Source organism: Neobacillus sp. 114 (assembly GCF_030127045.1).
Taxonomy (GTDB): domain Bacteria; phylum Bacillota; class Bacilli; order Bacillales; family Cytobacillaceae; genus Neobacillus; species Neobacillus rhizophilus.
This window is the reverse complement of the sequence record NZ_CP126144.1, coordinates 6,358,766-6,384,028: the sequence shown is the minus strand read 5'-3', so window position 1 is coordinate 6,384,028 and position 25,263 is coordinate 6,358,766. Positions and strand designations below refer to the sequence as shown.

The 25,263-nt window shown below is 41.2% G+C and carries 22 protein-coding genes and 4 tRNA genes; 25 read left to right on the top strand and 1 reads right to left on the bottom strand.

The window, feature by feature from the left end:
* Positions 1 to 88: 88 nt before the first annotated feature.
* Complete coding sequence (locus QNN06_RS31125) at positions 89 to 2,845, bottom strand: SH3 domain-containing protein (RefSeq protein WP_284036724.1); 2,757 nt, start codon at positions 2,843 to 2,845, stop codon at positions 89 to 91.
* A gap of 299 nt (positions 2,846 to 3,144) precedes the next feature.
* Here QNN06_RS31125 and ychF point away from each other — a divergent pair, with 299 nt between their 5' ends.
* From ychF to QNN06_RS31000, 25 genes are all read left to right on the top strand, one after another.
* Positions 3,145 to 4,245 carry a redox-regulated ATPase YchF gene (ychF, locus tag QNN06_RS31120; protein WP_213116968.1) on the top strand — a complete coding sequence of 367 codons (1,101 nt, stop codon included), beginning with the start codon at positions 3,145 to 3,147 and terminating at the stop codon, positions 4,243 to 4,245.
* Between the two features lie 171 nt (positions 4,246 to 4,416).
* Positions 4,417 to 4,704: a 30S ribosomal protein S6 gene (rpsF, locus tag QNN06_RS31115; protein WP_213116969.1), complete on the top strand. Its 288-nt coding sequence runs from the start codon at positions 4,417 to 4,419 to the stop codon at positions 4,702 to 4,704.
* A gap of 69 nt (positions 4,705 to 4,773) precedes the next feature.
* A complete protein-coding gene (gene ssb / locus QNN06_RS31110) occupies positions 4,774 to 5,286 on the top strand; it encodes a single-stranded DNA-binding protein (RefSeq protein ID WP_213116970.1) in 513 nt (170 codons plus the stop codon).
* A gap of 52 nt (positions 5,287 to 5,338) precedes the next feature.
* Positions 5,339 to 5,578, top strand: a complete 240-nt coding sequence (rpsR, locus tag QNN06_RS31105) for a 30S ribosomal protein S18 (protein WP_173062335.1) — start codon at positions 5,339 to 5,341, stop codon at positions 5,576 to 5,578.
* 200 nt (positions 5,579 to 5,778) lie between these two features.
* On the top strand, positions 5,779 to 6,723 hold the full coding sequence (locus QNN06_RS31100) for a YybS family protein (protein WP_217032396.1): 945 nt from the start codon (positions 5,779 to 5,781) through the stop codon (positions 6,721 to 6,723).
* Positions 6,724 to 6,748: 25 nt separating this feature from the next.
* Positions 6,749 to 8,722, top strand: a complete 1,974-nt coding sequence (locus QNN06_RS31095; RefSeq protein ID WP_217032398.1) for a DHH family phosphoesterase — start codon at positions 6,749 to 6,751, stop codon at positions 8,720 to 8,722.
* Entirely contained in the window at positions 8,719 to 9,168 is a 450-nt protein-coding gene (gene rplI / locus QNN06_RS31090) for a 50S ribosomal protein L9 (protein ID WP_213116973.1), read from the top strand. Before QNN06_RS31095 ends, rplI begins: the two co-directional genes overlap by 4 nt.
* A 173-nt stretch (positions 9,169 to 9,341) precedes the next feature.
* Positions 9,342 to 10,694: a replicative DNA helicase gene (gene dnaB / locus QNN06_RS31085; protein ID WP_213116974.1), complete on the top strand. Its 1,353-nt coding sequence runs from the start codon at positions 9,342 to 9,344 to the stop codon at positions 10,692 to 10,694.
* 199 nt (positions 10,695 to 10,893) lie between these two features.
* Entirely contained in the window at positions 10,894 to 12,186 is a 1,293-nt protein-coding gene (locus QNN06_RS31080; protein ID WP_213116975.1) for an adenylosuccinate synthase, read from the top strand.
* 134 nt (positions 12,187 to 12,320) lie between these two features.
* Positions 12,321 to 12,396: transfer RNA gene (locus QNN06_RS31075), tRNA-Lys, on the top strand.
* A gap of 12 nt (positions 12,397 to 12,408) precedes the next feature.
* A tRNA-Glu gene (locus QNN06_RS31070) sits at positions 12,409 to 12,480 on the top strand.
* 68 nt (positions 12,481 to 12,548) lie between these two features.
* Positions 12,549 to 12,625: transfer RNA gene (locus tag QNN06_RS31065), tRNA-Asp, on the top strand.
* A gap of 282 nt (positions 12,626 to 12,907) precedes the next feature.
* Positions 12,908 to 12,980 (top strand) — tRNA-Phe (locus QNN06_RS31060).
* 357 nt (positions 12,981 to 13,337) lie between these two features.
* Positions 13,338 to 14,792 (top strand): peptidoglycan DD-metalloendopeptidase family protein, encoded by a 1,455-nt coding sequence (locus QNN06_RS31055; RefSeq protein WP_284036723.1) that lies wholly within the window; start codon positions 13,338 to 13,340, stop codon positions 14,790 to 14,792.
* A 177-nt stretch (positions 14,793 to 14,969) separates the two neighbouring features.
* A complete protein-coding gene (gene yycF, locus QNN06_RS31050) occupies positions 14,970 to 15,680 on the top strand; it encodes a response regulator YycF (protein WP_213116976.1) in 711 nt (236 codons plus the stop codon).
* A 6-nt stretch (positions 15,681 to 15,686) separates the two neighbouring features.
* A complete protein-coding gene (gene walK, locus QNN06_RS31045) occupies positions 15,687 to 17,516 on the top strand; it encodes a cell wall metabolism sensor histidine kinase WalK (RefSeq protein WP_284036722.1) in 1,830 nt (609 codons plus the stop codon).
* Positions 17,513 to 18,835: a YycH family regulatory protein gene (locus QNN06_RS31040; protein ID WP_213116978.1), complete on the top strand. Its 1,323-nt coding sequence runs from the start codon at positions 17,513 to 17,515 to the stop codon at positions 18,833 to 18,835. Before walK ends, QNN06_RS31040 begins: the two co-directional genes overlap by 4 nt.
* Entirely contained in the window at positions 18,822 to 19,619 is a 798-nt protein-coding gene (locus tag QNN06_RS31035) for a two-component system regulatory protein YycI (RefSeq protein ID WP_213116979.1), read from the top strand. Before QNN06_RS31040 ends, QNN06_RS31035 begins: the two co-directional genes overlap by 14 nt.
* Before the next feature lie 5 nt (positions 19,620 to 19,624).
* The gene (locus QNN06_RS31030) at positions 19,625 to 20,422 is read left to right on the top strand and encodes an MBL fold metallo-hydrolase (protein WP_213116980.1); all 798 of its coding nucleotides are present in this window, start codon (positions 19,625 to 19,627) and stop codon (positions 20,420 to 20,422) included.
* 180 nt (positions 20,423 to 20,602) lie between these two features.
* The gene (locus QNN06_RS31025) at positions 20,603 to 21,838 is read left to right on the top strand and encodes a S1C family serine protease (protein ID WP_217032402.1); all 1,236 of its coding nucleotides are present in this window, start codon (positions 20,603 to 20,605) and stop codon (positions 21,836 to 21,838) included.
* A 106-nt stretch (positions 21,839 to 21,944) separates the two neighbouring features.
* Positions 21,945 to 22,136 carry a CxxH/CxxC protein gene (locus tag QNN06_RS31020; RefSeq protein ID WP_349654926.1) on the top strand — a complete coding sequence of 64 codons (192 nt, stop codon included), beginning with the start codon at positions 21,945 to 21,947 and terminating at the stop codon, positions 22,134 to 22,136.
* A gap of 101 nt (positions 22,137 to 22,237) precedes the next feature.
* Positions 22,238 to 22,717: a 23S rRNA (pseudouridine(1915)-N(3))-methyltransferase RlmH gene (gene rlmH, locus QNN06_RS31015; protein ID WP_213116983.1), complete on the top strand. Its 480-nt coding sequence runs from the start codon at positions 22,238 to 22,240 to the stop codon at positions 22,715 to 22,717.
* 173 nt (positions 22,718 to 22,890) lie between these two features.
* Positions 22,891 to 23,313 (top strand): PspA/IM30 family protein, encoded by a 423-nt coding sequence (locus QNN06_RS31010; protein WP_213117007.1) that lies wholly within the window; start codon positions 22,891 to 22,893, stop codon positions 23,311 to 23,313.
* A gap of 44 nt (positions 23,314 to 23,357) precedes the next feature.
* Entirely contained in the window at positions 23,358 to 24,386 is a 1,029-nt protein-coding gene (locus QNN06_RS31005; RefSeq protein WP_213117008.1) for a TFIIB-type zinc ribbon-containing protein, read from the top strand.
* Positions 24,383 to 25,249, top strand: a complete 867-nt coding sequence (locus QNN06_RS31000; RefSeq protein ID WP_307852023.1) for a TPM domain-containing protein — start codon at positions 24,383 to 24,385, stop codon at positions 25,247 to 25,249. The genes QNN06_RS31005 and QNN06_RS31000 overlap by 4 nt, the downstream gene beginning before the upstream one ends.
* Positions 25,250 to 25,263 lie beyond the last annotated feature (14 nt).

The window sequence follows — 25,263 nt, the reverse complement described above, 5'->3', positions numbered from 1 at the left end:
TGTTTTCTGTTCTGTTTAGCTAATAAGAAAGTATAAATTCAACTAGTACTCTGTCTTCGTCCTAACGGACTCGCCAATCGGCAAGTTTTCATTTATATTGCGGAATCTCTAAAATGAGCTTATAAGAAACAAGCAAACTATATAAATTATGAATCTGGAAAACTTGCTTTGCCGCCCAGCCAATATCAGAAGCATACTGATGGGAGGCCGATCCTTTTGCTGCAGCAGAACCCGGATTCCATCTCATTTTATAAAGTGTATCCTGACCTGCATTAATATAGCCATTGGCAATAAATTGTGCTCCGCCAATAATGGCTGCTTCAGGAGTAAACCATCCGGCATTATAGGCAAATTGGGCACCGCTTTCTAAAGCGGTATTATCGTAAGCGCCGATTCCATACATATTGTAAACGGTTTTTCCATTCACCACTACGCCAGACGCTAACTTGGATGTGCCATTACTTGTTTCCAATAAGGCATGGGAAATTAAATAAATTTCATTGATTCCGTAAGTTTGGCCTGCAGTAATAAAAGCTGAGGCGGTTCCCTGTAAAATCCCTTTTCCGGACAGGATTCTTTGGTTTACCTCTTCTGCATTAAGATTGGCTGTTGCAGAAAGCTTTAAAAATTGAAGGGAATCAACTGTTGTACTTAAGAAATTATTTGGATTCACATAATAGCTGACGTCTTCCGGACTAGCATTTACCCATGATTTATTATAGACGACTTGGTACCAGTCAAATCCGTCAGTGCCTGATACTTTGCCAAGTATTTGCAGTTGCTCTTGACTTTTCACTTGGGCGATTGTCCAAAAGTCTGTACCGGCGCCGCCGCGTACGTTCCAAACCGTACCATTAACAATCCCGCTTGAAGGACTGGTTAAGGTTAGCGCATCAGCGCGGATGTAGGCCGCGTATTTCTTGTCTGTCTGCGGATTCACTGCCATTTCCAGCTTTACCATGTCCGCCAGGCTGATGTTGTAGTTTTCATAAACCTTTTCAATGTTGCTGTTGGTTACATTTGGATTAAATGGTTCTGATGCAGATAAATACTGTGCACTTACATAACCTGTTTTTCCATTTGCTGTTACCTTTGCCCAGCCATTTTCTTCAGAATTGACTGTTACAATGGTCCCTCTAGCCAGCTTCGTCAAGACAGAAGCTGTTGTGGAAGCCTCTGCACGCATATTTAAGCTGGAGCCGTATACGACGTTTACATATTTCTCCACTATTGCTGTGTCTTTTTGCTCTGTATTGTTCTCAGCAGGAGAATCAGTACCGGCTGCAGGCTTTGTTTCTGATAAGTACTGCGGGTCGACATAGCCTATTTGCCCATATGCTTCAATCTTGGCCCAGCCGTTTTCTTCTGAAAGAACCGTTACCTCTGTACCGCGGGCTAGCTTTACCAATATAGATGCATCTGCTGCGGCGCTTTTCAGCATATTTAAGGGGGAGTCGTAGCTGACGTTTACAAACTTGGTCACAGGTATGGGTTCTTCTTTTTTGGTTTCAGTAGTTGAGCCCGCTTTTGCGGGGGCAAGATATTCAGAACTGACATACCCTTCCTGCCCATTTACCATAATCTTCGCCCAGCCATTTTCTTCAGAATAGACAGTTACCTCAGTTTCGTTAGTCAGTTTTGTGAGAATGGCAGAACCAGAGGATGGGCTTTTTCGAACATTCAATTTTGAAGCAGAATCGATATTCACATATTTCGTTGCAGCCGGCTGTGGGGCCGGAGTTGGAACGCTGCTACTTTCAGAAGACTTGTCTGCCAAATAGGCTGAACTGACATAACCAGACTTTCCGTTTACCTCAATTTTGGCCCAGCCGTTCGTTACAGAAAAAAACTTCACCTCTGTGCCCTTTGAGAGTTTCGCAATAATGGAGTCGCTCGTTGACGTACCACTCCGCATATTAAGTGAGCCGCTTTCAATATTCACATATTTCGTTGCAGCCGGCTGTGGAGCCGGTGCTGTTACGCTGCTGCTTTCAGAAGGCTTGTCCACCAAATAGGCAGAACTGACATAACCAGTTTTTCCGTTTACCTCAATTTTGGCCCAGCCGTTCGTTGCTGAAAAAAACTTCACCTCTGTGCCCTTAGTGAGCTTCGCGATTATGGAGTCACTCGTTGATGCACCACTTCTCATATTAAGTGAGCCGCTTACGATATTCACGTATTTCGTTGCTGCTGGCTGTGGAGCTGGTGTAGTAACGTTGCTGCTTTCTGAGGTCTTGTCCGCCAAATAGGCTGAACTGACATAACCAGTTTTTCCGTTTACCTCAATTTTGGCCCAGCCGTTCGTTACAGAAAAAAACTTCACCTCTGTGCCCTTTGAGAGTTTCGCAATAATGGAGTCGCTCGTTGACGTACCACTCCGCATATTAAGTGAGCCGCTTTCAATATTCACATATTTCGTTGCCGATGCTGCAGTTGGTGTTGGTCCTGGCGGTACAGCTGCTGATGAAGAATTTTGATTTGATAAAAATTGTGAGCTTACATATCCGCTTTTTCCGCTGGCTGTAACCATAGCCCAGCCATTCACTTCGGAGTAAACCGTTACAGCCGTACCTTTTGGTAATGCGGCAAGTACAGCTGAACTTGTAGAAGCACTTTTTCGCAGATTAAGTGAGCCGATATCAACATTTACATACCTTGTTATGGCTGATTGAATATTACTTGTTTGTGTCGAATTGGATTCAGCAAAGACGGCTTCTTCGAAGGCCGCCGCTGACAGAACCGCAAAACAAAACGTCGGCAATATTGCCTTTTTTACAACACTAGGTTGGGGATGGGAATTTTTGTACTTTTCTACTCTGCTTGGTAATAGCTCTTGTTTTTCCATTTCTCCTCCCTATAACTCATAAATATGTATTTTTTTCCTAATGTTAAGGAAAAAGTAATAGATTTATATTAAATTTTACCATATTTGCTAATTTAGTAGAGAAATTTAAGGGAAATTGTTGCAATAAAACGGTGTTTTTTTCTAATTTTCTTAGATTATGAGGTTTTATGTCGTGTACTTCAGTCAGGAAAGGTCCATTCTTGTCTTTTTACAAACAAATGCCTATAATGGTGAAAGGCTTGTAATTTTTAGGACGAATTAAATTGAAATAGATATTCTATCTTGAGGAGTGAACGCGAATGGCTTTAACAGCGGGTATTGTGGGGCTACCAAACGTGGGCAAGTCCACATTATTTAATGCAATTACCCAGGCGGGAGCGGAATCGGCAAACTATCCCTTCTGCACAATTGACCCTAACGTTGGGATTGTAGAGGTACCGGACTATCGTTTGCAAAAATTAACGGAGCTTGTTCAGCCGAAAAAGACAGTTCCGACAGCGTTTGAATTTACCGATATTGCTGGGATTGTTAAAGGCGCCAGCAAGGGGGAAGGATTAGGGAACAAATTCCTTTCTCATATTCGTGAAGTGGACGCGATCTGCCAAGTGGTTCGCTGCTTTGCTGACGAAAATATTACCCATGTATCGGGTAAGGTTGACCCGATTTCTGATATCGAGACCATCAACTTGGAATTAATTCTTGCTGATATGGAATCGGTGGAAAAACGTATTGGCCGTGCGGAAAAATTGGCCAAGCAAAAGGATAAAGATTCTGCGGCAGAGTTTGAAGTGCTAGCAATGCTCCGCGACGCTTTTGAAACAGAAAAACCTGCAAGGTCCGTTGAATTTACAGAAGAGCAATTAAAAGTAGTTAAACACCTCCATCTTCTGACTATTAAACCGGTCCTTTACGTAGCTAACGTCAGTGAAGATGATGTTGCTGACCCGTCCGGAAATGAATATGTCCAAAAGGTCCGGGAATATGCGGCTAAAGAAAATGCTGAAGTCATTGTCGTCTGTGCGAAAATCGAAGAGGAAATCGCCGAGCTTGAAGGCGAAGAAAAGCAAATGTTCCTCGAGGAGCTTGGAATTGAAGAATCTGGGCTTGACCAATTAATCCGAGCTGCCTACAGTTTGCTTGGTTTAGCTACGTATTTTACTGCCGGTGTGCAGGAGGTCCGTGCCTGGACCTTTAGAAAAGGAATGAAGGCTCCTCAGTGTGCAGGGGTCATCCACTCTGATTTTGAGCGTGGCTTTATCCGTGCAGAAACTGTTTCCTTTGATGACTTAGTGGCTGCCGGAAATTATAATGCCGCAAAAGAAGCAGGCAAAGTCCGATTAGAAGGTAAAGAATACGAAGTAAAAGACGGAGACGTCATGCACTTCCGTTTTAACGTATAATTCAGAGGCTGACAGGTGTCAGCCTTTCTTCATTTCTTATAAAGATTATGGCATTCATGTGAAGGGAATTGCATTTGTCGTTCTATTGTGCTATAATTTCAACTTGTGAGTAATGAATAATTGCTCCTTGCCCATATTCGGGCCGTTTTAGACCAAAAGGAGGTGACTGTGATGAACAAGTACGAAATCATGTACATCATCCGTCCAAACATTGAAGATGAAGCAAAAAAAGCTCTTGTAGAGCGTTTCAACAACATTCTTCTTGATAATGGCGCGGAAGCTGCTGAATCGAAGGATTGGGGTAAACGCCGTCTTGCTTACGAAATCAATGATTTCCGTGACGGATACTACCAAATCGTTAAGACAACATCTTCGTCTGCTGCAGTTCAAGAATTTGCACGTCTTGCAAAGATCAACGAAGATATCATTCGTCATATCGTAATTAAAGAAGAAGAGTAAAATATATAAATATTTCTGGTAAAAAATGTTTCACGTGGAACATTTCCGGGAGAAAAGGAGTTGATTCTGATGATGAATCGTGTCGTTCTTGTTGGCCGTTTAACTAAAGATCCTGACCTTCGTTATACACCAAGCGGCGTTGCAGTTGCTACCTTTACTTTAGCTGTAAATCGGGCATTTTCGAATCAGCAGGGGGAACGCGAAGCAGATTTTATTAACTGTGTCGTATGGAGAAAACCGGCAGAAAATGTGGCAAACTTCTTAAAAAAAGGAAGTTTAGCAGGTGTTGACGGTCGGATTCAAACCCGCAACTATGAAGGACAAGATGGCAAACGCGTATATGTTACAGAGATTGTAGCAGAAAGTGTTCAGTTCTTAGAACCAAAAGGCGCATCAGGCGGCGGTGGCGGAAGAGGCAACGATTTCTATGGTGCACCTCCAATGGAGCCGCAAGGAAACCCATTTGGCGGCGGCAATCAGAATCAACGACAAAATTCTAACCAAGGTTTTACAAAAGTAAATGATGATCCATTTGCAGGAAGCGGCCAAATCGACATTTCTGACGATGATCTTCCATTCTAATGTAACCTTAATAGATCGGATTAATTTTTAAAAAGTGAAGGAGGGAATTTCCATGGCAGGAGGACGCAAAGGCGGACGCGCAAAACGCCGTAAAGTATGTTACTTTACAGCAAACGGTATCACTAACATCGATTACAAAGATGTAGATTTACTAAAAAAATTCATCTCTGAACGCGGTAAAATTTTACCACGTCGTGTGACTGGTACTAGCGCTAAATACCAACGCAAATTGACTGTTGCAATCAAACGTGCACGTCAAATGGCTTTATTACCATTCGTTGCAGGTGAATAATAAAGCTGCATAAAAGACAGCCAAGGCGAGAGCCCTGGCTGTCTTTTTATTAGCAAATAAGAAAGTATAAATTTAGCTCCCCCTCATGAACCGTCCTGCCGGACTCGCCTATCGGCGGGTTTTCATTTGCAAAAAATTTGAATAGCATGCTATATCTAGCTAAAATTAAGAAGTAGAAGGTTTAGTTTCGAGGTGAAGAAGTGAAAAATGTTCGTAAGTTAACAGAAGGCGCCATGCTTTTAGCAGCCTTTACGGTTTTGTTTCTAATATCGATGTATTTACCATTTGTCGGAATGGTTTCAAGTTTGTTTTTAGCCGTTCCCTTTATTCTGTTTGCGGCTAAAAATGAAGGAAAATGGACTATTGTATTTGTTGTTGCCTCTATACTTCTTTCCATTATTGTCGGGTCGTTCCTCTCCCTTCCATTAGCCTTGTCATTTGGAACAACAGGAGCAGTAATGGGGTATTTAATTCAAAAGAAAAAAGAGCGAATGACAATCTTCATTGCCAGTTCATTTGTTTTACTGATTAATATCATTGGGATGTATGCCGTTAGTATTGTCTTTTTTAACATGGACATCATCAACGAAATGATTAATACCATGAAGGATTCCATTAAAATGTCAACCGATATGCTGAAGAATTTAGGTCAGGAAAAACAAGCAGAAAATACGGTAAAACAATTCACTAGAGGATTAGAAATGGTTAGAACCTTGATCCCAACATTGTTTGTATTAACCTCGTTTATTCTGACATTGATGATTCAACTGGTATCCTATCCAATCGTAAAAAGATTTGGTGTTGAAATTAAAAAGTGGAAGCCGTTTAAAGACCTCAGCCTGCCGAGAAGTCTGCTGTGGTATCTTCTGATTACCCTGTTTGCAAATATGGTGCTAAACCCTCAGGAAGGGACATATCTATTTGCTGTATTATTAAATCTTACATATGTCCTGCAATTCTTAATGATTTTTCAGGGCTATACCTTTATGTTTTATTACTTTGATGCGAAAGGAATCTCTAAATCAGTGGCAGTTATCCTGGCTGTTTTCTCCTTCATTATTCCGATTTTTCTTTATATTATAGGGATATTAGGTATAATTGATTTAGGCTTTGATTTACGGAAAAAGTTTAAAAAAGAGTCATGACTACTGTGATTGGGAGCTGAAAACTTTGCCAGCATTTTTAGAAAAACGATCGATACGTTATCCTTTTTATGGGTTAATCGGCGTTACAGTGGTACTGCTCATTGTCCTACTATTATACAATTGGATATTAAGCTTGGCGGGGTTCTTCGCCATGTTTATCCCTCTTTACTATATGTTTGTGGTGGACCGGCGCCAGCGAAAGGAAATGGAAGATTATATTGCAACGCTCTCTTACCGAGTTAAAAAGGTTGGCGAGGAAGCACTGCTCGAGCTGCCAATCGGGATTATGCTGATCAATGAAGAATATACCATCGAGTGGGCAAACCCTTATTTATCCTCGTGTTTCGATGAGGATACCTTGCTAGGCAAGTCGCTTTACGATGTTGCTGACAGCTTAATTCCATTGATAAAACAGGAGGCCAAAACAGAAGTTATCACCCTTCATGATAAGAAATTCCGTGTCATTCATAAACCTGAGGAACGGCTCTTGTATTTTTTTGATGTAACTGAACAAGCAGAGATTGAAAAGTTATATCTTAATGAACGAACGGCTATTGCCATCATTTTCTTAGATAATTATGACGACTTGACACAGGGAATGGACGATCAAATGCGCGGGAGTCTTAATAATTTGGTCACCTCTATTTTAAATAAATGGGCAAACGATAATGGGATTTTTCTAAAACGAATATCGTCAGAACGTTTTATTGCTGTTTTTAATGAGGAAATTCTTCACAGCCTTGAAAAGGGGAAATTCTCAATTTTAGACGAAGTAAGGGAAATGACCTCGAAGCAAAATACCTCCTTTACACTAAGTATTGGTGTTGGTACAGGTGTATCTTCGCTGCCGGAATTGGGATTGTTAGCACAATCGAGCCTTGATTTAGCATTAGGCCGCGGCGGTGATCAGGTGGCGATTAAACTTCCAAATGGCAAGGTGAAATTTTTCGGTGGAAAAACAAATCCAATTGAAAAGCGTACGCGCGTGAGGGCACGGGTTATCTCCCACGCTTTAAGAGATTTGATTATAGCCAGTGACAAGGTCATTATTATGGGACATAAAAATCCGGATATGGATTCCATTGGTTCAAGCATTGGGATTTATAAAGTGGCACAACTCAATCAAAAGGATGCTTATATTGTTGTAAACATGCAGGAAATGGAGAGTGGCGTTAAACGGATGATGGATGAAATCCGCCATCAGGAGAAGTTATATTCCCGCTTTATAGGGCCGGAAGAGGCATTAGAAATTGCCACTGATAAAACACTCCTTGTTGTGGTCGATACCCACAAACCTTCCCTTGTTATGGAGGAGCGGCTGCTCAATAAAATCGATAATGTCGTAGTTATCGACCATCACCGCCGCGGTGAGGATTTTATCGCCAACCCATTGCTCGTTTATATGGAGCCGTATGCCTCTTCTACTTCAGAACTTGTAACGGAATTTTTGGAATATCAGCCAAAACGAGGTAAAATTGAAGTAATTGAAGCAACAGCGCTGTTGGCGGGAATTATTGTCGATACCAAAAGTTTTTCACTAAGGACGGGATCAAGGACATTTGATGCTGCATCCTACCTGCGGGCTCACGGGGCTGACACGATCCTTGTGCAAAAGTTCCTGAAAGAAGACGTCGGTACATACATCAAAAGGTCGAAGCTCATTGAATCTGTCTATTTCTATCATGAGGGAATTGCCATTGCCAAAGGCTCCGAACAGGATTTCAATGACCAAGTGATTATCGCCCAGGCTGCAGACACGCTTCTAACTATGAATGGAGTGACGGCCTCATTCGTTATTTCAAAAAGAAGTGAGGAACTGATTGGAATCAGCGCTCGTTCACTAGGAAACATAAATGTACAGGTCATTATGGAAGGGATGAAAGGCGGCGGACACTTGACAAATGCAGCTACCCAGCTGACAGGCCTTACCATTGAACAAGCAGAGGACCAGTTGAAGCAAGTAATCGAGGATTATTTAGAAGGGAGTACAAAAGAATGAAGGTAATTTTTCTTAAAGATGTAAAAGGAAAAGGAAAAAAGGGTGAAATTAAAAACGTGGCGGACGGTTATGCCCACAACTTTTTAATTAAGCAGGGGCTTGCTGTTGAAGCAAACTCCGCTAATGTCAGCACTTTGGATGCCCAAAAGAAAAAGCAGGAAAAAGAAGCGGCTGAAGAGCTTGCTGATGCAAAAAAGCTCAAAGAAACTTTAGATAAAGTTACAGTGGAGCTGACAGCAAAAGCTGGTGAGGGCGGACGTCTATTTGGTTCTATCACCTCAAAACAAATCGCTGAAGAACTGCAAAAGAAGCACGGAATTAAAATCGACAAACGGAAAATGGAACTCGATGATGCGATTCGGACATTAGGTCATACGAAGGTTCCGGTTAAGCTCCATCATGACGTAACAGCCACCTTGACCGTTCATGTGAAAGAAGGAAAATAAAAGACAGCCTGTAGAAGAATAAAATTTGCCAGTTCAAATTTAGATGAATCATGATAAAATAGAAAAGCAAGATTTGAGACGTGATCGGTTTATCTGGTCACTTTTTTCTTTTTAAGATATGATTATTTTTATAAGATTAATAATCACTCTCTAGTTAGGAGGGGTTTTAATAGATGAATGATTTGTTTGCAGACCGCATGCCCCCACAAAATATTGAGGCAGAACAGGCGGTATTAGGTGCCATTTTTTTAGAGCCTTCTTCTTTAACAATGGCTTCGGAAATCTTGATTCCAGAGGATTTCTATCGAGCCGCCCACCAAAAAATCTTTAATGTGATGCTGAAGCTGAATGACGAAGGAAAGGCAGTTGACTTAGTAACTGTTACTGAGGAACTGGCTGCAGCTAAATTAATTGAGGATATAGGCGGTGTCAGCTATTTAAGTGAACTAGCAGGCGCTGTGCCGACGGCTGCCAATATTGAATATTATGCGAGAATCGTAGAAGAGAAATCCCTTCTTAGAAGATTGATCCGCACGGCGACTAATATCGCCACAGATGGTTATACTCGTGAAGATGAGGTCGAATCACTTTTAAGCGAGGCCGAAAAAAGCATCATGGAGGTGGCCCAGCGGAAGAATGCCGGAGCCTTCCATGATATTAAAGATGTCCTTGTTCGGACGTATGACAATATTGAGGAAATGCATAAACGCGTTGGAGAGATTACCGGCCTTGAGACGGGATTTGTTGAACTTGACAAGATGACAGCAGGCTTCCAACGCAATGATTTAATTATTGTCGGTGCGCGTCCGTCAGTTGGTAAAACAGCCTTTGCCTTAAATATTGCGCAAAATGTTGCGAAAAAAACCGGCGAAAATATTGCCATCTTTAGTCTTGAGATGGGTGCTGAGCAGTTGGTCATGCGTCTTTTATGCGCCGAAGGGAACATTGATGCCCAAAGGCTTCGTACTGGGTCGCTGACAGAGGAAGACTGGGGTAAGTTGACGATGGCAATGGGCAGCTTATCAAACACAGGAATCTATATTGATGATACTCCTGGGGTAAGAGTAGGTGATATTCGTTCCAAATGCCGCCGTTTAAAGCAAGAGCACGGCTTGGGAATGATTTTAATTGACTATTTGCAGCTTATTCTAGGAAGTGGCCGCTCTGGTGAAAACCGTCAGCAGGAAGTATCGGAAATTTCTCGCTCCCTCAAGCAATTAGCCCGTGAGCTGCAAGTGCCTGTTATTGCCTTATCGCAGCTATCCCGTGGTGTGGAGCAGCGTCAGGATAAGCGGCCGATGATGTCAGATATCCGTGAATCCGGGTCTATCGAGCAGGATGCTGATATTGTTGCCTTTCTTTACCGTGATGATTACTATGATAAGGAATCGGAAAACAAAAATATCATCGAAATTATCATTGCTAAGCAACGTAACGGCCCGACGGGTACCGTTTCGCTAGCATTCGTGAAAGAATATAATAAATTCGTAAATCTGGAGACAAGATATGAATCTCCAGGGGCTTAATGGGGCCTGATTCCCGCTGCTTTAGTGTTGTCCTGCAGCGGGGTCAGACCCCTTTTTAATAGATTTTTAGTTTACGAACATATTTTACTATTTTGATATAAATCGTTCGTGTTTAATTGACTTTTTTTATAAAAAATTGATAAACTATGTAAGGGAATTAATTAATTTAATGAAAGCTAAAAATTCGGAGGTGCCTTACATGTCATCAGTAGTGGTTGTTGGTACACAATGGGGAGACGAAGGAAAAGGGAAAATCACTGATTTCCTTTCAGAAAATGCAGAAGTAATTGCCCGTTATCAAGGCGGAAATAATGCAGGCCACACCATCAAGTTTAATGGCGAGACTTATAAGCTGCATTTGATTCCTTCAGGGATTTTCTATAAGGAAAAAATTTGTGTCATCGGAAATGGCATGGTCGTCGATCCAAAGGCACTTATTCAAGAACTTGCTTATTTACATGAAAAAGGAATTACAACCGATAATCTGCGCATCAGTAATCGTGCCCATGTCATCCTTCCTTATCATATAAAATTGGATGAAGTGGAAGAAGATCGCAAAGGCGCTAATAAAATTGGCACAACTAAAAAGGGAATTGGTCCAGCATATATGGATAAGGCAGCCCGGAACGGGATTCGCATTGCTGATTTGCTTGACCGTGAAATTTTTGAAGAAAAGTTGGTTCGTAATCTAGAGGAAAAAAACCGTTTATTTGAACGCATTTATGAAACAAACGGCTTCAAAGTCGAAGATATTCTCGATGAATACTATGAGTACGGCCAGCAGGTTAAGAAGTATGTCTGTGATACATCCGTCGTTCTAAATGATGCTTTGGATGAAGGCCGTCGTGTATTGTTTGAAGGCGCCCAGGGTGTCATGCTTGATATCGACCAAGGAACCTATCCATTTGTTACGTCTTCCAACCCGGTTGCCGGCGGTGTAACGATTGGTTCAGGTGTAGGCCCAACTAAGATCACTCATGTTGTTGGTGTATGTAAAGCGTATACTTCTCGTGTTGGTGATGGTCCATTCCCAACTGAGTTACATGATGAAATCGGCCACCAGATCCGCGAAGTCGGCCGTGAATATGGTACAACGACAGGACGTCCACGCCGTGTTGGCTGGTTTGACAGCGTTGTGGTCCGCCATGCTCGCCGTGTTAGCGGTTTGACAGATCTTTCGTTAAATTCTATTGATGTTCTTACAGGAATAGAGACATTAAAGATTTGTACAGCTTACCAATTTAATGGCGAAGTCATTACAGAATATCCTGCCAACCTAAAGATTCTTTCTCAATGTCAACCAATTTACGAAGAATTGCCAGGCTGGACAGAAGATATTACTGGCTGTAAATCCTTGGATGAATTGCCTGAAAACGCCCGTCACTATGTAGCACGCGTTTCACAATTAACTGGTATTCCATTATCAACCTTCTCAGTAGGTCCTGACCGCACCCAAACAAACGTCGTCAGCAACCCGTGGAGACAGGTTTAGAACTCTTTTAAAGCCCTCTTTCTAGGGGGCTTTACTTTTTTTAAAAGTTTTTTTAGAAAAACTATTGCCTATTATACATTATCATGATATTATAAAAAACGTCGCCAAGAGATGGCGGAAATACATTAAATAATGAGCCATTAGCTCAGTCGGTAGAGCATCTGACTTTTAATCAGAGGGTCGAAGGTTCGAGTCCTTCATGGCTCACCATTCTTTACGAATGGCCCCTTGGTCAAGCGGTTAAGACACCGCCCTTTCACGGCGGTAACACGGGTTCGAATCCCGTAGGGGTCATCGGCATTGGTCGGCCGGTAAATGACTGGCAAGGACAGTCTCCTTGCTGGCTGATCATATTATAAATTGGTCTGGTAGTTCAGTTGGTTAGAATGCCTGCCTGTCACGCAGGAGGTCGCGGGTTCGAGTCCCGTCCAGACCGCCACTTAATTTAGAATGGCTCAGTAGCTCAGTCGGTAGAGCACGATCGAATAAGCTTCCTTGAAATACTTCAGGGCAGACATCGAGACGCTCCTTGAATAAGCCTTCTGAGATGTCTGCACGATTGAGTAAGCATCCTTGAATAAGCCTTCTGAGATGTCTGCACGATTGAGTAAGCATCCTTGAATAGGCATCAGCGTACACGCCGAGCTGCTGCTTGAATAAGCTCTCTGAGGCGGGGACGAAGGACTTACCTCATACTTGTTGTAGGAAATCATCTAAATATGGCTCAGTAGCTCAGTCGGTAGAGCAAAGGACTGAAAATCCTTGTGTCGGCGGTTCGATTCCGTCCTGAGCCATCCCAAAAAGAAGTTCGCACACATTGCGGATTTCTTTTTTTATTACATTTGTTACATAAATGTAATAAATACTCCTGTTTTTTACAAATAGCATTGAAATTTGTCTTATTTTGTAAAATTACCCCGATATTGGACAAACCCCTGATATAATAGGGATTTCCCCCTATTACCCGCACAAAAAATCAGGAAGAAATGACTAGCATATTTCAAAAGACGTAGGATAATGTCATTAATTATACAATTGTGTTACATTATGGAGACTATTAATCTCATCTCTATAAAACTATGGTAAAGTAAGAGAGGCTAAAATTCTGGGAAACCCTTTCATTGTGTTTTACCGTGGTTTAGGAGGAAATAATGTTTTCTTTAAACAAAAAAAACAATTCTAAAAAACTTTTATTAATAAAAACAACCATAGCATCAGCAGTAGCAGCATCTGTTATTGCGTTTAGCAGCGGACCGGTGGCACTGGCTACTTCCTCAAAATTAACAACTGTTTATCATGTTTATCTCAATGGTACATACATAGGTAATGTAACGGATAAAGCAATTGTCGATAAAATTGTTGCAGAGAAATTGGATTCCATGAAGGAATCCATCAAAGATCTTAACATAAAGCTTGGCGAACAGGTTCAATATGTACCTGAACAAGTTTTCAGCGCCAATGCAAACAATCAAGAAACTCTTCAAAACTTAAGAAATACATTCCAAGTTCAAGCAGAAGCGGCTGCCATTATGATTAATGGAGCACCTGTTGTTTATCTGGAAAATAAGAGTGCGGCAGAGGACGTAATCAAGAATCTTAAACTGCAGTATGTTACTGAACAGCAGCTGCAAGACCTTGAAGCACGTAAAGAGGCTTCACCTGACACATTACCGGCTTTAAATCAAAATGAAACACGTATTTTAAATGTAAGTCTTTCAAAAAATGTTTCTGTGGAGACGAAAAATGTTGAGTTGCAAAAAATCGTAACTCCTGCTGAGGCTGTTACTCTTTTACAAAAAGGCACTTTGGAAGAAAAGAAGTACGCTGTTCAAGATGGCGACGCACTTGAATCAATTGCCCATCAAAATGGATTGACAGTACCGGAATTGCTAGCCTTAAATCCTGGATTAACAGCAGATTCATTAATAAAAATCGGCCAAGAAATCAATATTACGGCCTTAAAGCCATACGTGGATGTAATCGTTGAAAAAGAAGTGAACCAAAACGAAACCATTCCATTTGAAACGCAAATCGAAGAAGACGCAAATCTCCCTAAGGGAGAAAAGAAAGTACAACAAGAAGGTCAAGACGGATCTCGTTCAGTAACCTACCATATTTCAGAACAAAATGGTGTTGCTTCCCAAAAGAAAGTTACTAGTGAGCAAATCCTGCAGCAGCCTATAAATAATATTATCATTAAAGGAACAAAGGCCATTCCTTCCCGTGGTGAGGGCACACTTGCTTGGCCGACTGTCGGTGGGTATGTATCCAGTGAAATGGGGTTCCGCTGGGGCAAAAAACATAAAGGAATCGATATTGCCAGACCAAGCAATTTAACAATCAAAGCAGCAGATAATGGTGTAGTTGTTTCAGCCGGATGGGACAACGGCGGCTATGGAAATAAAGTTATCATTGACCATCAAAATGGAATGCGTACCCTATATGGCCACATGTCCTCGCTTAATGTAAAAGCCGGACAGACAGTTTCTAAAGGAACAGCAATCGGTGTAATGGGAGCAACCGGAGATGCAACTGGTGTCCACCTTCATTTCGAAGTATATAAAAATGGCGGCTTGGTAAACCCACTTTCTTATGTAAGCAGATAACAGTCTCTAGTTTAACTAGAGGCTTTTTCTTTTGGAAACCCTAGTAGTTAACTGGAAGAAGACTTCCAAATACTTGTTATAGATGAATTTCAGGCGAAACAATGGTAAAGTAAAATAGAGTAGTTATGACTTTTAAAAAGAAAAATATAGACAATAAAAACAAAAAGGAGCAATGGTATGGAAAAGAAAATTCTCGTTGTTGATGATGAAAAACCGATTGCTGATATCCTTCAATTTAACCTGAAAAAGGAAGGATATGACGTCTATTGCGCCTATGATGGAAACCAAGCACTTCAATTAGTTGAAGAAATCCAGCCAGATTTAATCCTGTTAGATATTATGCTGCCGCAAAGAGATGGAATGGAGGTTTGCCGCGAAGTACGGAAAAAGTACGAGATGCCGATTATCATGCTGACTGCCAAGGATTCAGAAATTGATAAAGTCCTGGGACTTGAGCTTGGTGCTGACGATTACGTGACGAAGCCGTTCAGCACAAGAGAGTTAATCGCCCGTGTGAAGGCAAATTTGCGCCGCCATCAGCAAATCATTGCACAGCCTGATGCGGAAAATGAAACGAATGAAATAGTCGTGGGCGCTCTTGTCATCCATCCGGATGCCTATGTCGTGTCTAAACGTGGGGAAACCATTGAGCTTACCCATCGTGAATTTGAATTGCTTTATTACTTGGCACAGCATATTGGTCAGGTTATGACACGCGAGCATCTACTGCAAACGGTCTGGGGTTATGATTATTATGGCGATGTTCGGACAGTCGATGTTACGGTACGCCGCCTTCGTGAAAAAATTGAAGACAGTCCGAGTCATCCTGCCTGGATTGTGACGCGCCGCGGGGTAGGTTATTATTTACGGAATCCTGAACAGGAGTAGTGACTGGTGAAAAAAGTAGGCTTCTTTCGCTCGATACATGTTAAATTTGTGATCATCTATGTGCTCCTCCTTTTAGTTGCAATGCAGATTATCGGTGTTTATTTTGTCCGGCAACTGGAGGAAACATTGAGGACAAATTTCCAAACGGCTTTAAAAGAGCGTGTGAATTTACTAGGATATAATATTCGCGAGGAAATAGAGAAACAAAGAACTGCTGAAGACCCGACTTTAGAGGAAGATATCAAAAAGACCCTTAAGGATTTTGACAATGCCGGTGATATCTCAGAGGTGCAGGTAATTGAAAACCGGTCACTGAAGATTCTTGGAACCTCTGATGCAGATAATCAAGGTCTAATCGGGCAAAGAACAACCATACTTCGCATTAAACAATCAATGGTATTGGAAGAAGACCAAAGCGCCCTGTTAATCGATAAGAAAATGGGAAATCGTATCTGGGTCCTTTCTACTCCAATTAAATCCGGCAAGAAGGTCATTGGCGCCATTTACCTTGTTGCAAAAATTGAGAGTGTTTTTGAACAAATGAAAACCATTAATACAATTTTTGCTACAGGGACAGCCATCGCCATGTCAATCACAGCTGTATTAGGGATCTTGTTAGCCCAGACCATTACAAGGCCGATTGCCGATATGAAAAAGCAGGCATTGGCAATGGCCAAAGGGAACTTTTCTCGCAAGGTTAAGGTGTATGGGTACGATGAAATCGGAACGCTGGCAATTACCTTTAACAATTTAACAAAGAAGCTGCAGGAAGCCCAGGCGATGACGGAAGGGGAACGTAGAAAACTATCCTCCGTCCTCTCCTATATGACCGATGGCGTTATTGCAACAGATAGAAAAGGCCGGGTCATCCTCATAAATGAACCGGCAGCGGAAATGCTGAATGTTTCACGTGAAACAGTGCTCTCCCAGCCGATTGTGTCATTATTAGATTTGGACGACACCAATACCTTCGAAGATTTGTTGGAGGAGAAGGATTCGCTTATTCTGGATTATAGTACCAAGCAGGAAAGATACATCCTTAGGGCAAATTTTTCCGTTATCCAAAAAGAAACTGGCTTTGTAAACGGATTGATTTGCGTTCTGCATGATATTACGGAGCAGGAAAAAATTGAATTCGAAAGACGGGAGTTTGTGGCCAATGTTTCGCATGAGCTGAGGACCCCGTTAACTACGATGAGAAGCTACCTAGAGGCTCTTGCAGATGGGGCTTGGCGTGATGAGGAAATTGCCCCGAACTTTCTGGAAGTGACAAGTAAGGAAACGGAGCGAATGATTCGCCTTGTTAATGACCTGTTGACATTGTCAAAAATGGATAGCACTGATTATCGAATGACAATGGAATGGGTAAACTTTGTAGATTTCTATGACCGAATTATTGACCGTTTTGAAATGGCAAAGGAGCAAAACGTAACATTTAAAAGAATTCTCCCTAAGCATGGCATCTTCGTTGAAATGGATGAAGATAAAATGACTCAGGTCTTATACAACGTCATTTCCAATGCTTTGAAGTATTCTCCTGAAGGTGGACAGGTGACCTTCACTATACAAGAAAAAAATGAGACCATTATTGTCAGCGTTTCAGACCAAGGAATGGGAATTCCCAAAGAGAGTATCGGGAAAATATTTGACCGTTTTTATCGAGTCGATAAAGCAAGAACGCGGAAAATGGGCGGAACAGGTTTGGGACTGGCCATTGCTAAAGAAATTGTCAGTGCTCATGGCGGAAATATCTGGGCATCTAGTAAGGAAGGGAAAGGAACTACCATTTCATTTTCCTTGCCATATGAAAGTGCTGAAGAGGATGAATGGTCATGAAATATGAAAATATAAAATCCGTTATCTTAACAATATTGGTGTTCATCAGTATTTTTTTAACCTGGAATCTTTGGACGTACCAGCCTAACTTCGACACGATGGAAAATGACAGCTATGTGGCGGAAGTCTCGGTGAGTGAAAAGCAGGAACTGCAGAAAATTGTCCGTCCTGACCGAATTTTGTTTCATATTAAAAATGATCACTATGGGACCAATAATCCGGATGAAATAGACAATGTCATTAAGGAAATTAGCAAATGGTCTATCTTTGATATTAAAAACTATACCGACAATGTTGAAAACATTAATGACCTTATTCACAGTCCCGGAAACGCGGAAATAGTGTTTCCGGGTGAGGTCCCAATCGCTTTATATCGTGGTGTCTTAAACATTGAAGGCAAAAAGGTTCCTTCCTTTAATTTTAATAGAATGATTATTAATGTGGAGAATTCCAGCAATGAGAATGGAATCGTCTATTTTGTTTCATCAGAAAACCAGCAGGTTTATATCAGTCATATTTCACCGGCCAATTTAACTGCATTTAACCGGGACATTTTCAAAAACGCACCCCGCTTACCGCGATATTTTGCGTATAAGCCCTCGGATAATAAAACGATCTTCTTACCGGAAGGCGAAACAGATATGAAAACATATAAGTATTTGCCTGTTACCCTTAATTCGGAAAAATTTAAAGAAGCCTTATTCCGAGACCCAAGCAATGTGCAGAAGAACCCAATTCGTGCAGGGGAAGAATATACAAGTGATTCAAGTAAAATGACAGTCAGTGATGATACGAATATACTTTCATATGTCAATCCCACTGCAGAGGATGACTTTGTAGATAATTCCTATGACTTAGTGAAGCGAAGTATTGATTTAATCAACGAACATAGTGGATGGACGGATTCCTATCATTATGTTTCAAAAAATGAATACAGTGCCACAGTTGTTTTTCGCCTTTATACTGGTGACGGCTACCCAGTTTTCAGTGAACGGGGCATTTCTGAGATTACAGAGGTATGGGGCCGAAATGAACTTACTAAATATATCCGGCCCAACATTGCCTTAGAGCTGCCGCTGACAACTGAAATGAAAACGGTGAAGCGGGCTTCCGGTCATGATGTGTTAAATTTCTTGGAGAACAAAAGGAATTTTAAGTCAGAGCTTCTCGAGGAGTTAGTATTAGGGTATCGAATGGATCGGGATTCAGAGGAAAACCAGTTAATCCTTTTAGAGCCTGCCTGGTTCTATCGCTACGATAAACAATGGGGAGAGCTTACGATGGATGACCTAGGGGGGCCGGCACATGGATTGGAGTAAAATTAAGACAATTTTCATCGTTACATTCTTAATCCTGGATGTATATCTGTTATTTCAATTTATGAAAATCCGTGATGCCAATAAATATGAATTCGTAACTGAAACTACTTTTGAAGAGAAACTAAAGGCTGACGAAATTAAATACGAAGAACTGCCGACAGCGAAAATAAAGTCGCAGTACTTAAGTGCAAAACCAAAGGTTTTTACAAAAAGTGATACGGCAAAGCTGAAAGGGCAGTCCGTTACCCTTAAGGACCCCGGTACCACCCTTCAAGCGGAATTTGAAAAGCCGTTTGCATTAAGTAATAAGTTCGAACCTGCCGAATTGGCATCCTTTTTAAAGGACAATATTTTGTATGGAGACCAGTATCAATTTGGGGAGAAAAATGAGAAAAAGAGTACGATCACCTATTTTCAACAATATGAAAGCTATCCATTATACAAAAATATTAATGGGATGATTACCTTTACGTATAATTCTGAAAATCAAATAGTCTCTTATCAGCAGACCTATCTTGAGGGCTTCGAAAAGATGGCGGCGAAGGAAGAAATACTCACGCCGTTAAAAGCGATTGAAACGTTGCACCAAAAGGGAGTCATCAAACCAAAAAGCAAGATTACCAAGGTCGAGCTTGGCTACTCAACACGTATCCAATTAGCAGCCTCCCAGGTGTTAGCGCCAACCTGGCACTTTGCGGTCAATGATAAGGAAAATCTATTTGTGAATGCTTTTGAAGGGCAAATCATCCAATTCAAAAGCGATGAAAAAACTAATGTGGAGTGAAATGTATGTCTTTACGTTATAGCATTCTTACAAGCGGGAGTACAGGCAACGCCCTATATGTAGAGGCTGAAGAGCACTCCTTTCTGGTCGATGCAGGCTTAAGCGGAAAGCAAATGGAGGCGCTGTTTCAGCAAATCGACCGGGATATCAGCAAGCTTTCTGCCGTTTTTGTAACACACGAGCATAGCGATCATATCAAAGGGATTGGCGTTTTAGCGCGTAAATATAAGCTGCCAGTCTATGCAAATGAAAAAACCTGGCGGGCTATGGATGGTTTAGTAGGTGCAATCCCAACTGAGCAGAAGTTTGTGTTTGATATGGAATCGGTAAAAAGCTTTGGTTCAGTGCAAATTGAATCTTTTGGGGTCTCCCACGATGCGGCTGAGCCAATGTTTTATATTTTCCATCATTCCGGCGGCAAAAAACTCGTGCAAATTACTGATACCGGTTATGTAAGCGATCGGATGAAGGGCATAATCAAAGATGCCGATGTATATATTTTTGAATCCAATCATGATGTGCAAATGCTAAGGATGGGTAGATATCCTTGGAACATTAAACGAAGAATCTTAAGTGATGTCGGCCATGTTTCCAATGAAGATGCAGCACTTGCGATGAGTGAGGTCGTTGGTGACCGGACCAAACGGATTTATCTCGCCCATTTAAGCCTAGATAACAATATGAAGGATTTAGCAAGAATGTCAGTGTCACAGACTTTGGAAAGCCGCGGCTTAATAGTCGGCGAACAATTTGACCTGTATGACACAGATCCAAAAATACCGACCGTGCTAACTGCAGTATAGAGAGGTTGCTTTCACTTTGAAGGCTCCTCTCTTTTTTTAGTATGAAAAAAGTATGAACAAAAGATGAATTTTTATGAAATATTATGCAAATTTTTAGTAAATTCCTTGTATTGGAGTATAATTGTTTATATAAGCCAAAATAAACGTTAGCAATGGTTCTGTAGAGAGGAATGGTGTAAATTGGGTTATTATGATGATCATTCTCCAAATCGCTATCGGGAGCAAAAAGGAAATAAAAGTGGAATTTTTATTGCCAGCCTGGTTGGAGCCGTTTTGGGAGCCATTTTGGTGATTGTCTCCATCCCTGCTCTTGCCAACCGCGGTGTACTTCCATACAAAGTAGAGCCACAGCAGAGTACTGTGACAGAAATAGATAATACATCTAAGCAAAATGTTGTACATAAACAAATATCGTATGATGTTAACACCAATATCACCAATGCTATCGATAAAACAGCTGATGCTGTTGTTGGAATTAATAATATCCAGTCATCAGGATTCTGGGATAACGGGGAAAATAATACTGAGGATCCGGCAGGAACCGGGTCAGGGGTGATTTATAAGGCAGCAGGCAGCAGGGCTTTTGTGGTAACAAACCACCACGTTGTTGAGGGGGCTACAAAGCTCGAGGTTAGTCTCTCGGATGGTACAAAGATACCAGCCAAGCTATTAGGAAGCGATATTTGGACAGACTTGGCCGTGCTTGAAGTGGATGCTGGAAAAATCAAAAAGGTTGCGGAATTCGGTGATTCTGACAGTTTAAAAATGGGTGAACCGGTTATTGCCATTGGCAACCCGCTTGGTCCTACCTTCTCTGGTTCAGTCACACAGGGAATTATCTCCGGATTGAAACGGACTATTCCGGTTGATATCAATCAGGATGGCATCATTGATTGGCAATCAGAAGTATTGCAAACCGATGCTGCCATCAATCCAGGAAACAGCGGCGGTGCTTTAATTAATATGGCCGGTCAGGTAATCGGTATTAATTCGATGAAAATTTCCCAGGAGGCCGTTGAAGGAATCGGCTTATCGATTCCGATAAATTCAGCTAAGCCGGTCATTAATGATTTAGAACAATTCGGCAGCGTCAAGCGGCCATATATGGGTGTAGATCTAAAATCGGTTGATGAAATTCCTGCCTATTACCAGCAGGAAGCATTAAAATTGCCGCGCGATGTGACCCATGGGGTAGCAATTCGCCAGGTAGTTCCAAGCTCGCCAGCCGCTGTTGCGGGACTGCAGGAATTGGATGTCATTGTTGAAATGGACGGACAGAAAATCAATGATGTCATCGACTTGAGAAAGCATTTATATCAGGTAAAGAAAATCGGTGAACAGATGACGATTAAATTCTATCGGGACGGCAAACTCAAAGAGGTAACTATGACATTGGCTAGTGATAAAACTCAATAATGCTGCTGATTTAGGGAAGTGATAAATTCACTTCTCTTTTTCCTTTTGCTATGATAAATGAGGCTTTTAGCTTGTTTTGAACACGTTGGTTTGGTAAAAGCTATAGATGATTGAATATTGTTCGGGATGGTGTAATAAAATGATTTATTGTTGTGAGGAACATGTGAGTGAGGCAATGGATACAATTTTGGAGGAATATGAAACCTATCCAATTTTAAATAAATTGGATGTGGATAATTTATCAACAACCTGTGAATATTGTCGAAAACAGGCTGTATATATTGTGGGGAACAAATGATTCCATACAAGATGTGGATAAAAAATGTGAATATGTGGATAACTTCTGTGGATATCTTGTTTGTAAACTGTTTGTAATCAAATGTTAAAGGATTGTGAATTGTGAATATCTCTATTATTACGGTTGGTAAACTGAAAGAAAAGTATTTGAAGCAGGGAATTGAGGAGTATTTAAAGAGATTATCGGCATATGCCAAGGTAGAAGTCATCGAGGTTGCCGATGAAAAGGCCCCTGAAGAATTAAGCGAGCTGGAAATGGTACAGGTGAAACACAAAGAAGGCGAACGGATTTTGGGGAAAATTAGTCAGGATACATATGTGATTGCGTTGGCGATTCAAGGAAAAATGCAATCATCGGAAGAGTTGGCGGATACTTTGGATAAACTAGCGACTTATGGAAAAAGTAAGTTAGCTTTCGTAATTGGCGGATCATTGGGGTTAAGTGATGAGGTGGTAAAAAGATCGAACGAGCAGCTGTCTTTTTCGAGAATGACATTCCCACATCAATTGATGAGGTTGATATTGGTTGAACAGGTTTACCGGGCATTTCGGATAAATCGGGGGGAACCGTATCATAAGTGAATGAGTTTTTTTGTTATAGTGCCTCTTTTTCATCTTCTAAAGCAGTGTGATTTCAGTTATGAAATCCACTGCTTTTATATTGTCTATGGAAATTGTTTCAAGGAAATGAAACTTTTAATAAAATTAGACAGTATAATGTAGTGTTGTTTCTCTTATAGGAAGGGCTGAAAACAATGGGCGTTTTTTCGAGGATTAAGGATATAATGGAAAACAAAATTGATGCCTTCTTGGATAAGACAGAAGATCCGGAAAAAGTGATTGAGCAGAACTTACGAGACCTCAATAGGGATTTAGGGAAGGTAAAGGCAGAAATGGCATCCATGTTGGCAGAAGAGCAGCGCTTGAAGCGGGAATTAAATGAATGCCAAGAGGGTATCGAGAAAATGGAACGATACTCCATTAAGGCTCTGGATGATGGCAATGAACGAGATGTAAGAAAGTTTCAGGAGAAAAAGTCAGCTATGGCGGCAAAATTATCTGAATTGCAAGTTGCCCATCAGTTGGCTTCATCGAAAACCCAGCAGATGAAACCAATACATGATAAACTTGCTGGTGATATCAGTGAATTGGAATCTATTAAAAGGAGCGACTTTTGACCGCTTCCTATACATTTTTTTGATATAAAAGGGGTGATTTGACCGTGATCCTTCATTATAAATGTCCCAGCTGTGGGAGTGAGATGAGGTTTGATTCTGAATCAGGCGATCTGTCCTGCCAAAGTTGTGGCAAACATGAAAATATTGAAAATTATCCGGAAGAGCTGGTGACTGCAAGATTTTCAGTCGATGAAGCTAATGAATACCATTGTGAGAACTGTGGAGCGGTTCTTCTTACGACAGCTGAGACAGCAGCAACAAGCTGCAGTTATTGCGGAGCGGCTGTCGTCATTGCCGACCGCTTATCAGGCCAGCTTGTACCTGCAAAAGTAATTCCTTTTACGATTAGCAAGGAAGAATCAATGGCAGCATTTCAAAAATGGTGTCGAAAAGGTTTACTTACTCCAAAAGGCTTTATGACAGCAGACAGGATAAAAAGTATTACAGGGATGTATGTGCCGTTTTGGTTGTTTGATTTAAATAGTAAAGTGCAGGTAAGCGCAGAATGTACAAAGGTTAGAACCTATACACAGGGAGAATATATTTATACTGAAACACAGTACTATGATGCCTTCCGTGATATCAATTTAGATTATCTCAAGATTCCAGTTGATGCATCTGTAAAAATGAATGATGAATTAATGGATAAATTGGAGCCCTATCCCTATGATCAATTAAAGGATTTTAAGACACCTTATTTGGCAGGGTATATTGCGGAAAAATACAATTTTACAGATGAAGAGCTACTTCCAAGGGCGAAGGATAAAATCAGCAGCTATATAGAGTCCTATATTGCATCTACCTTTTCAGGCTATCATTCAACCCATTATAAAACTAAGCACATTGATACGAGAAATGTAAAAAGCAATTATGTGTTATTGCCAGTCTGGATGATAAGCTATGATTATAATAAATCTGACTATACTTTTGCGATGAATGGACAGACGGGTAAAGTTGTCGGCAAACCGCCAATCAGCACAGGTAAAGTAACTGCGTGGTTTAGCGGCATTGCGGTGGGAACTTTCTTTGCTTTAAAATGTGTCTCTTTTATGATGGGAGGCGGATTTTGGTGAGGGTAAGTCATATGCAAAAACGAAGTCTTATCATATTGATGATGCTGCTGTTGGTTTTGCCATGGGGAATGTCAACAGCAAAGGCAGAAACCTTTGACCGGAATCATTATATATACGACTATGCTCATTTGTTAACGGATGGAGAGTCGGCGGAACTTCAACATTTAGCTAGTGAAATGGGGAAAGAGAGTGAGACCGCTTTTATCATCATCAGCTTAGATGACACGAAAGGGAAGGATGTTGTCCAGTATGTAGAGGATTTCTATGATGAGTATGGTCCAGGATACGACCAGCCGCATGGAAATACAGCGATCCTAGCCATCGACATGAATGAACGTGATGTATATTTGGCTGGTTTTAAAAAAGCTGAGCAGTATTTGGATGATAGCCGGCTTGATCTAATTCGTGGGGAAATTACTCCTGATTTATCAGACGGTCAATATTTTGATGCTTTCTCAACATTCTTAAATAGGGCCTATGAATATATGGGCAATGAGCCGGAAAACGGAAAGGATAGCTATACGGGCAATGGATCAATTGGAAGCCCGGAAGAGAATAATGGTTATGACTTCGGAGGCATTCCCTCTAAAAATATATTCTTTCAATGGTGGTTTCAATTAATTGTCTCGCTGATCATGGCGGGGGTTGTTGTAGTGATAATGGCCTACCGCGCTGGAGGCAAGGTTACGGTAAATGCACGAACCTATATGGATAGCAATCGATCAAAAGTAGTTAACCGGTCCGATAACTTTATTAGACAAATAGTAACAAGGCAGAGGAAACCGTCTAATAATACAAATAGCGGCGGTGGCGGCATAACAAGCGGCGGGCATTCACATAGTGGCAGCAGAGGTAAGTTTTAATAGAAAGGAGCAGA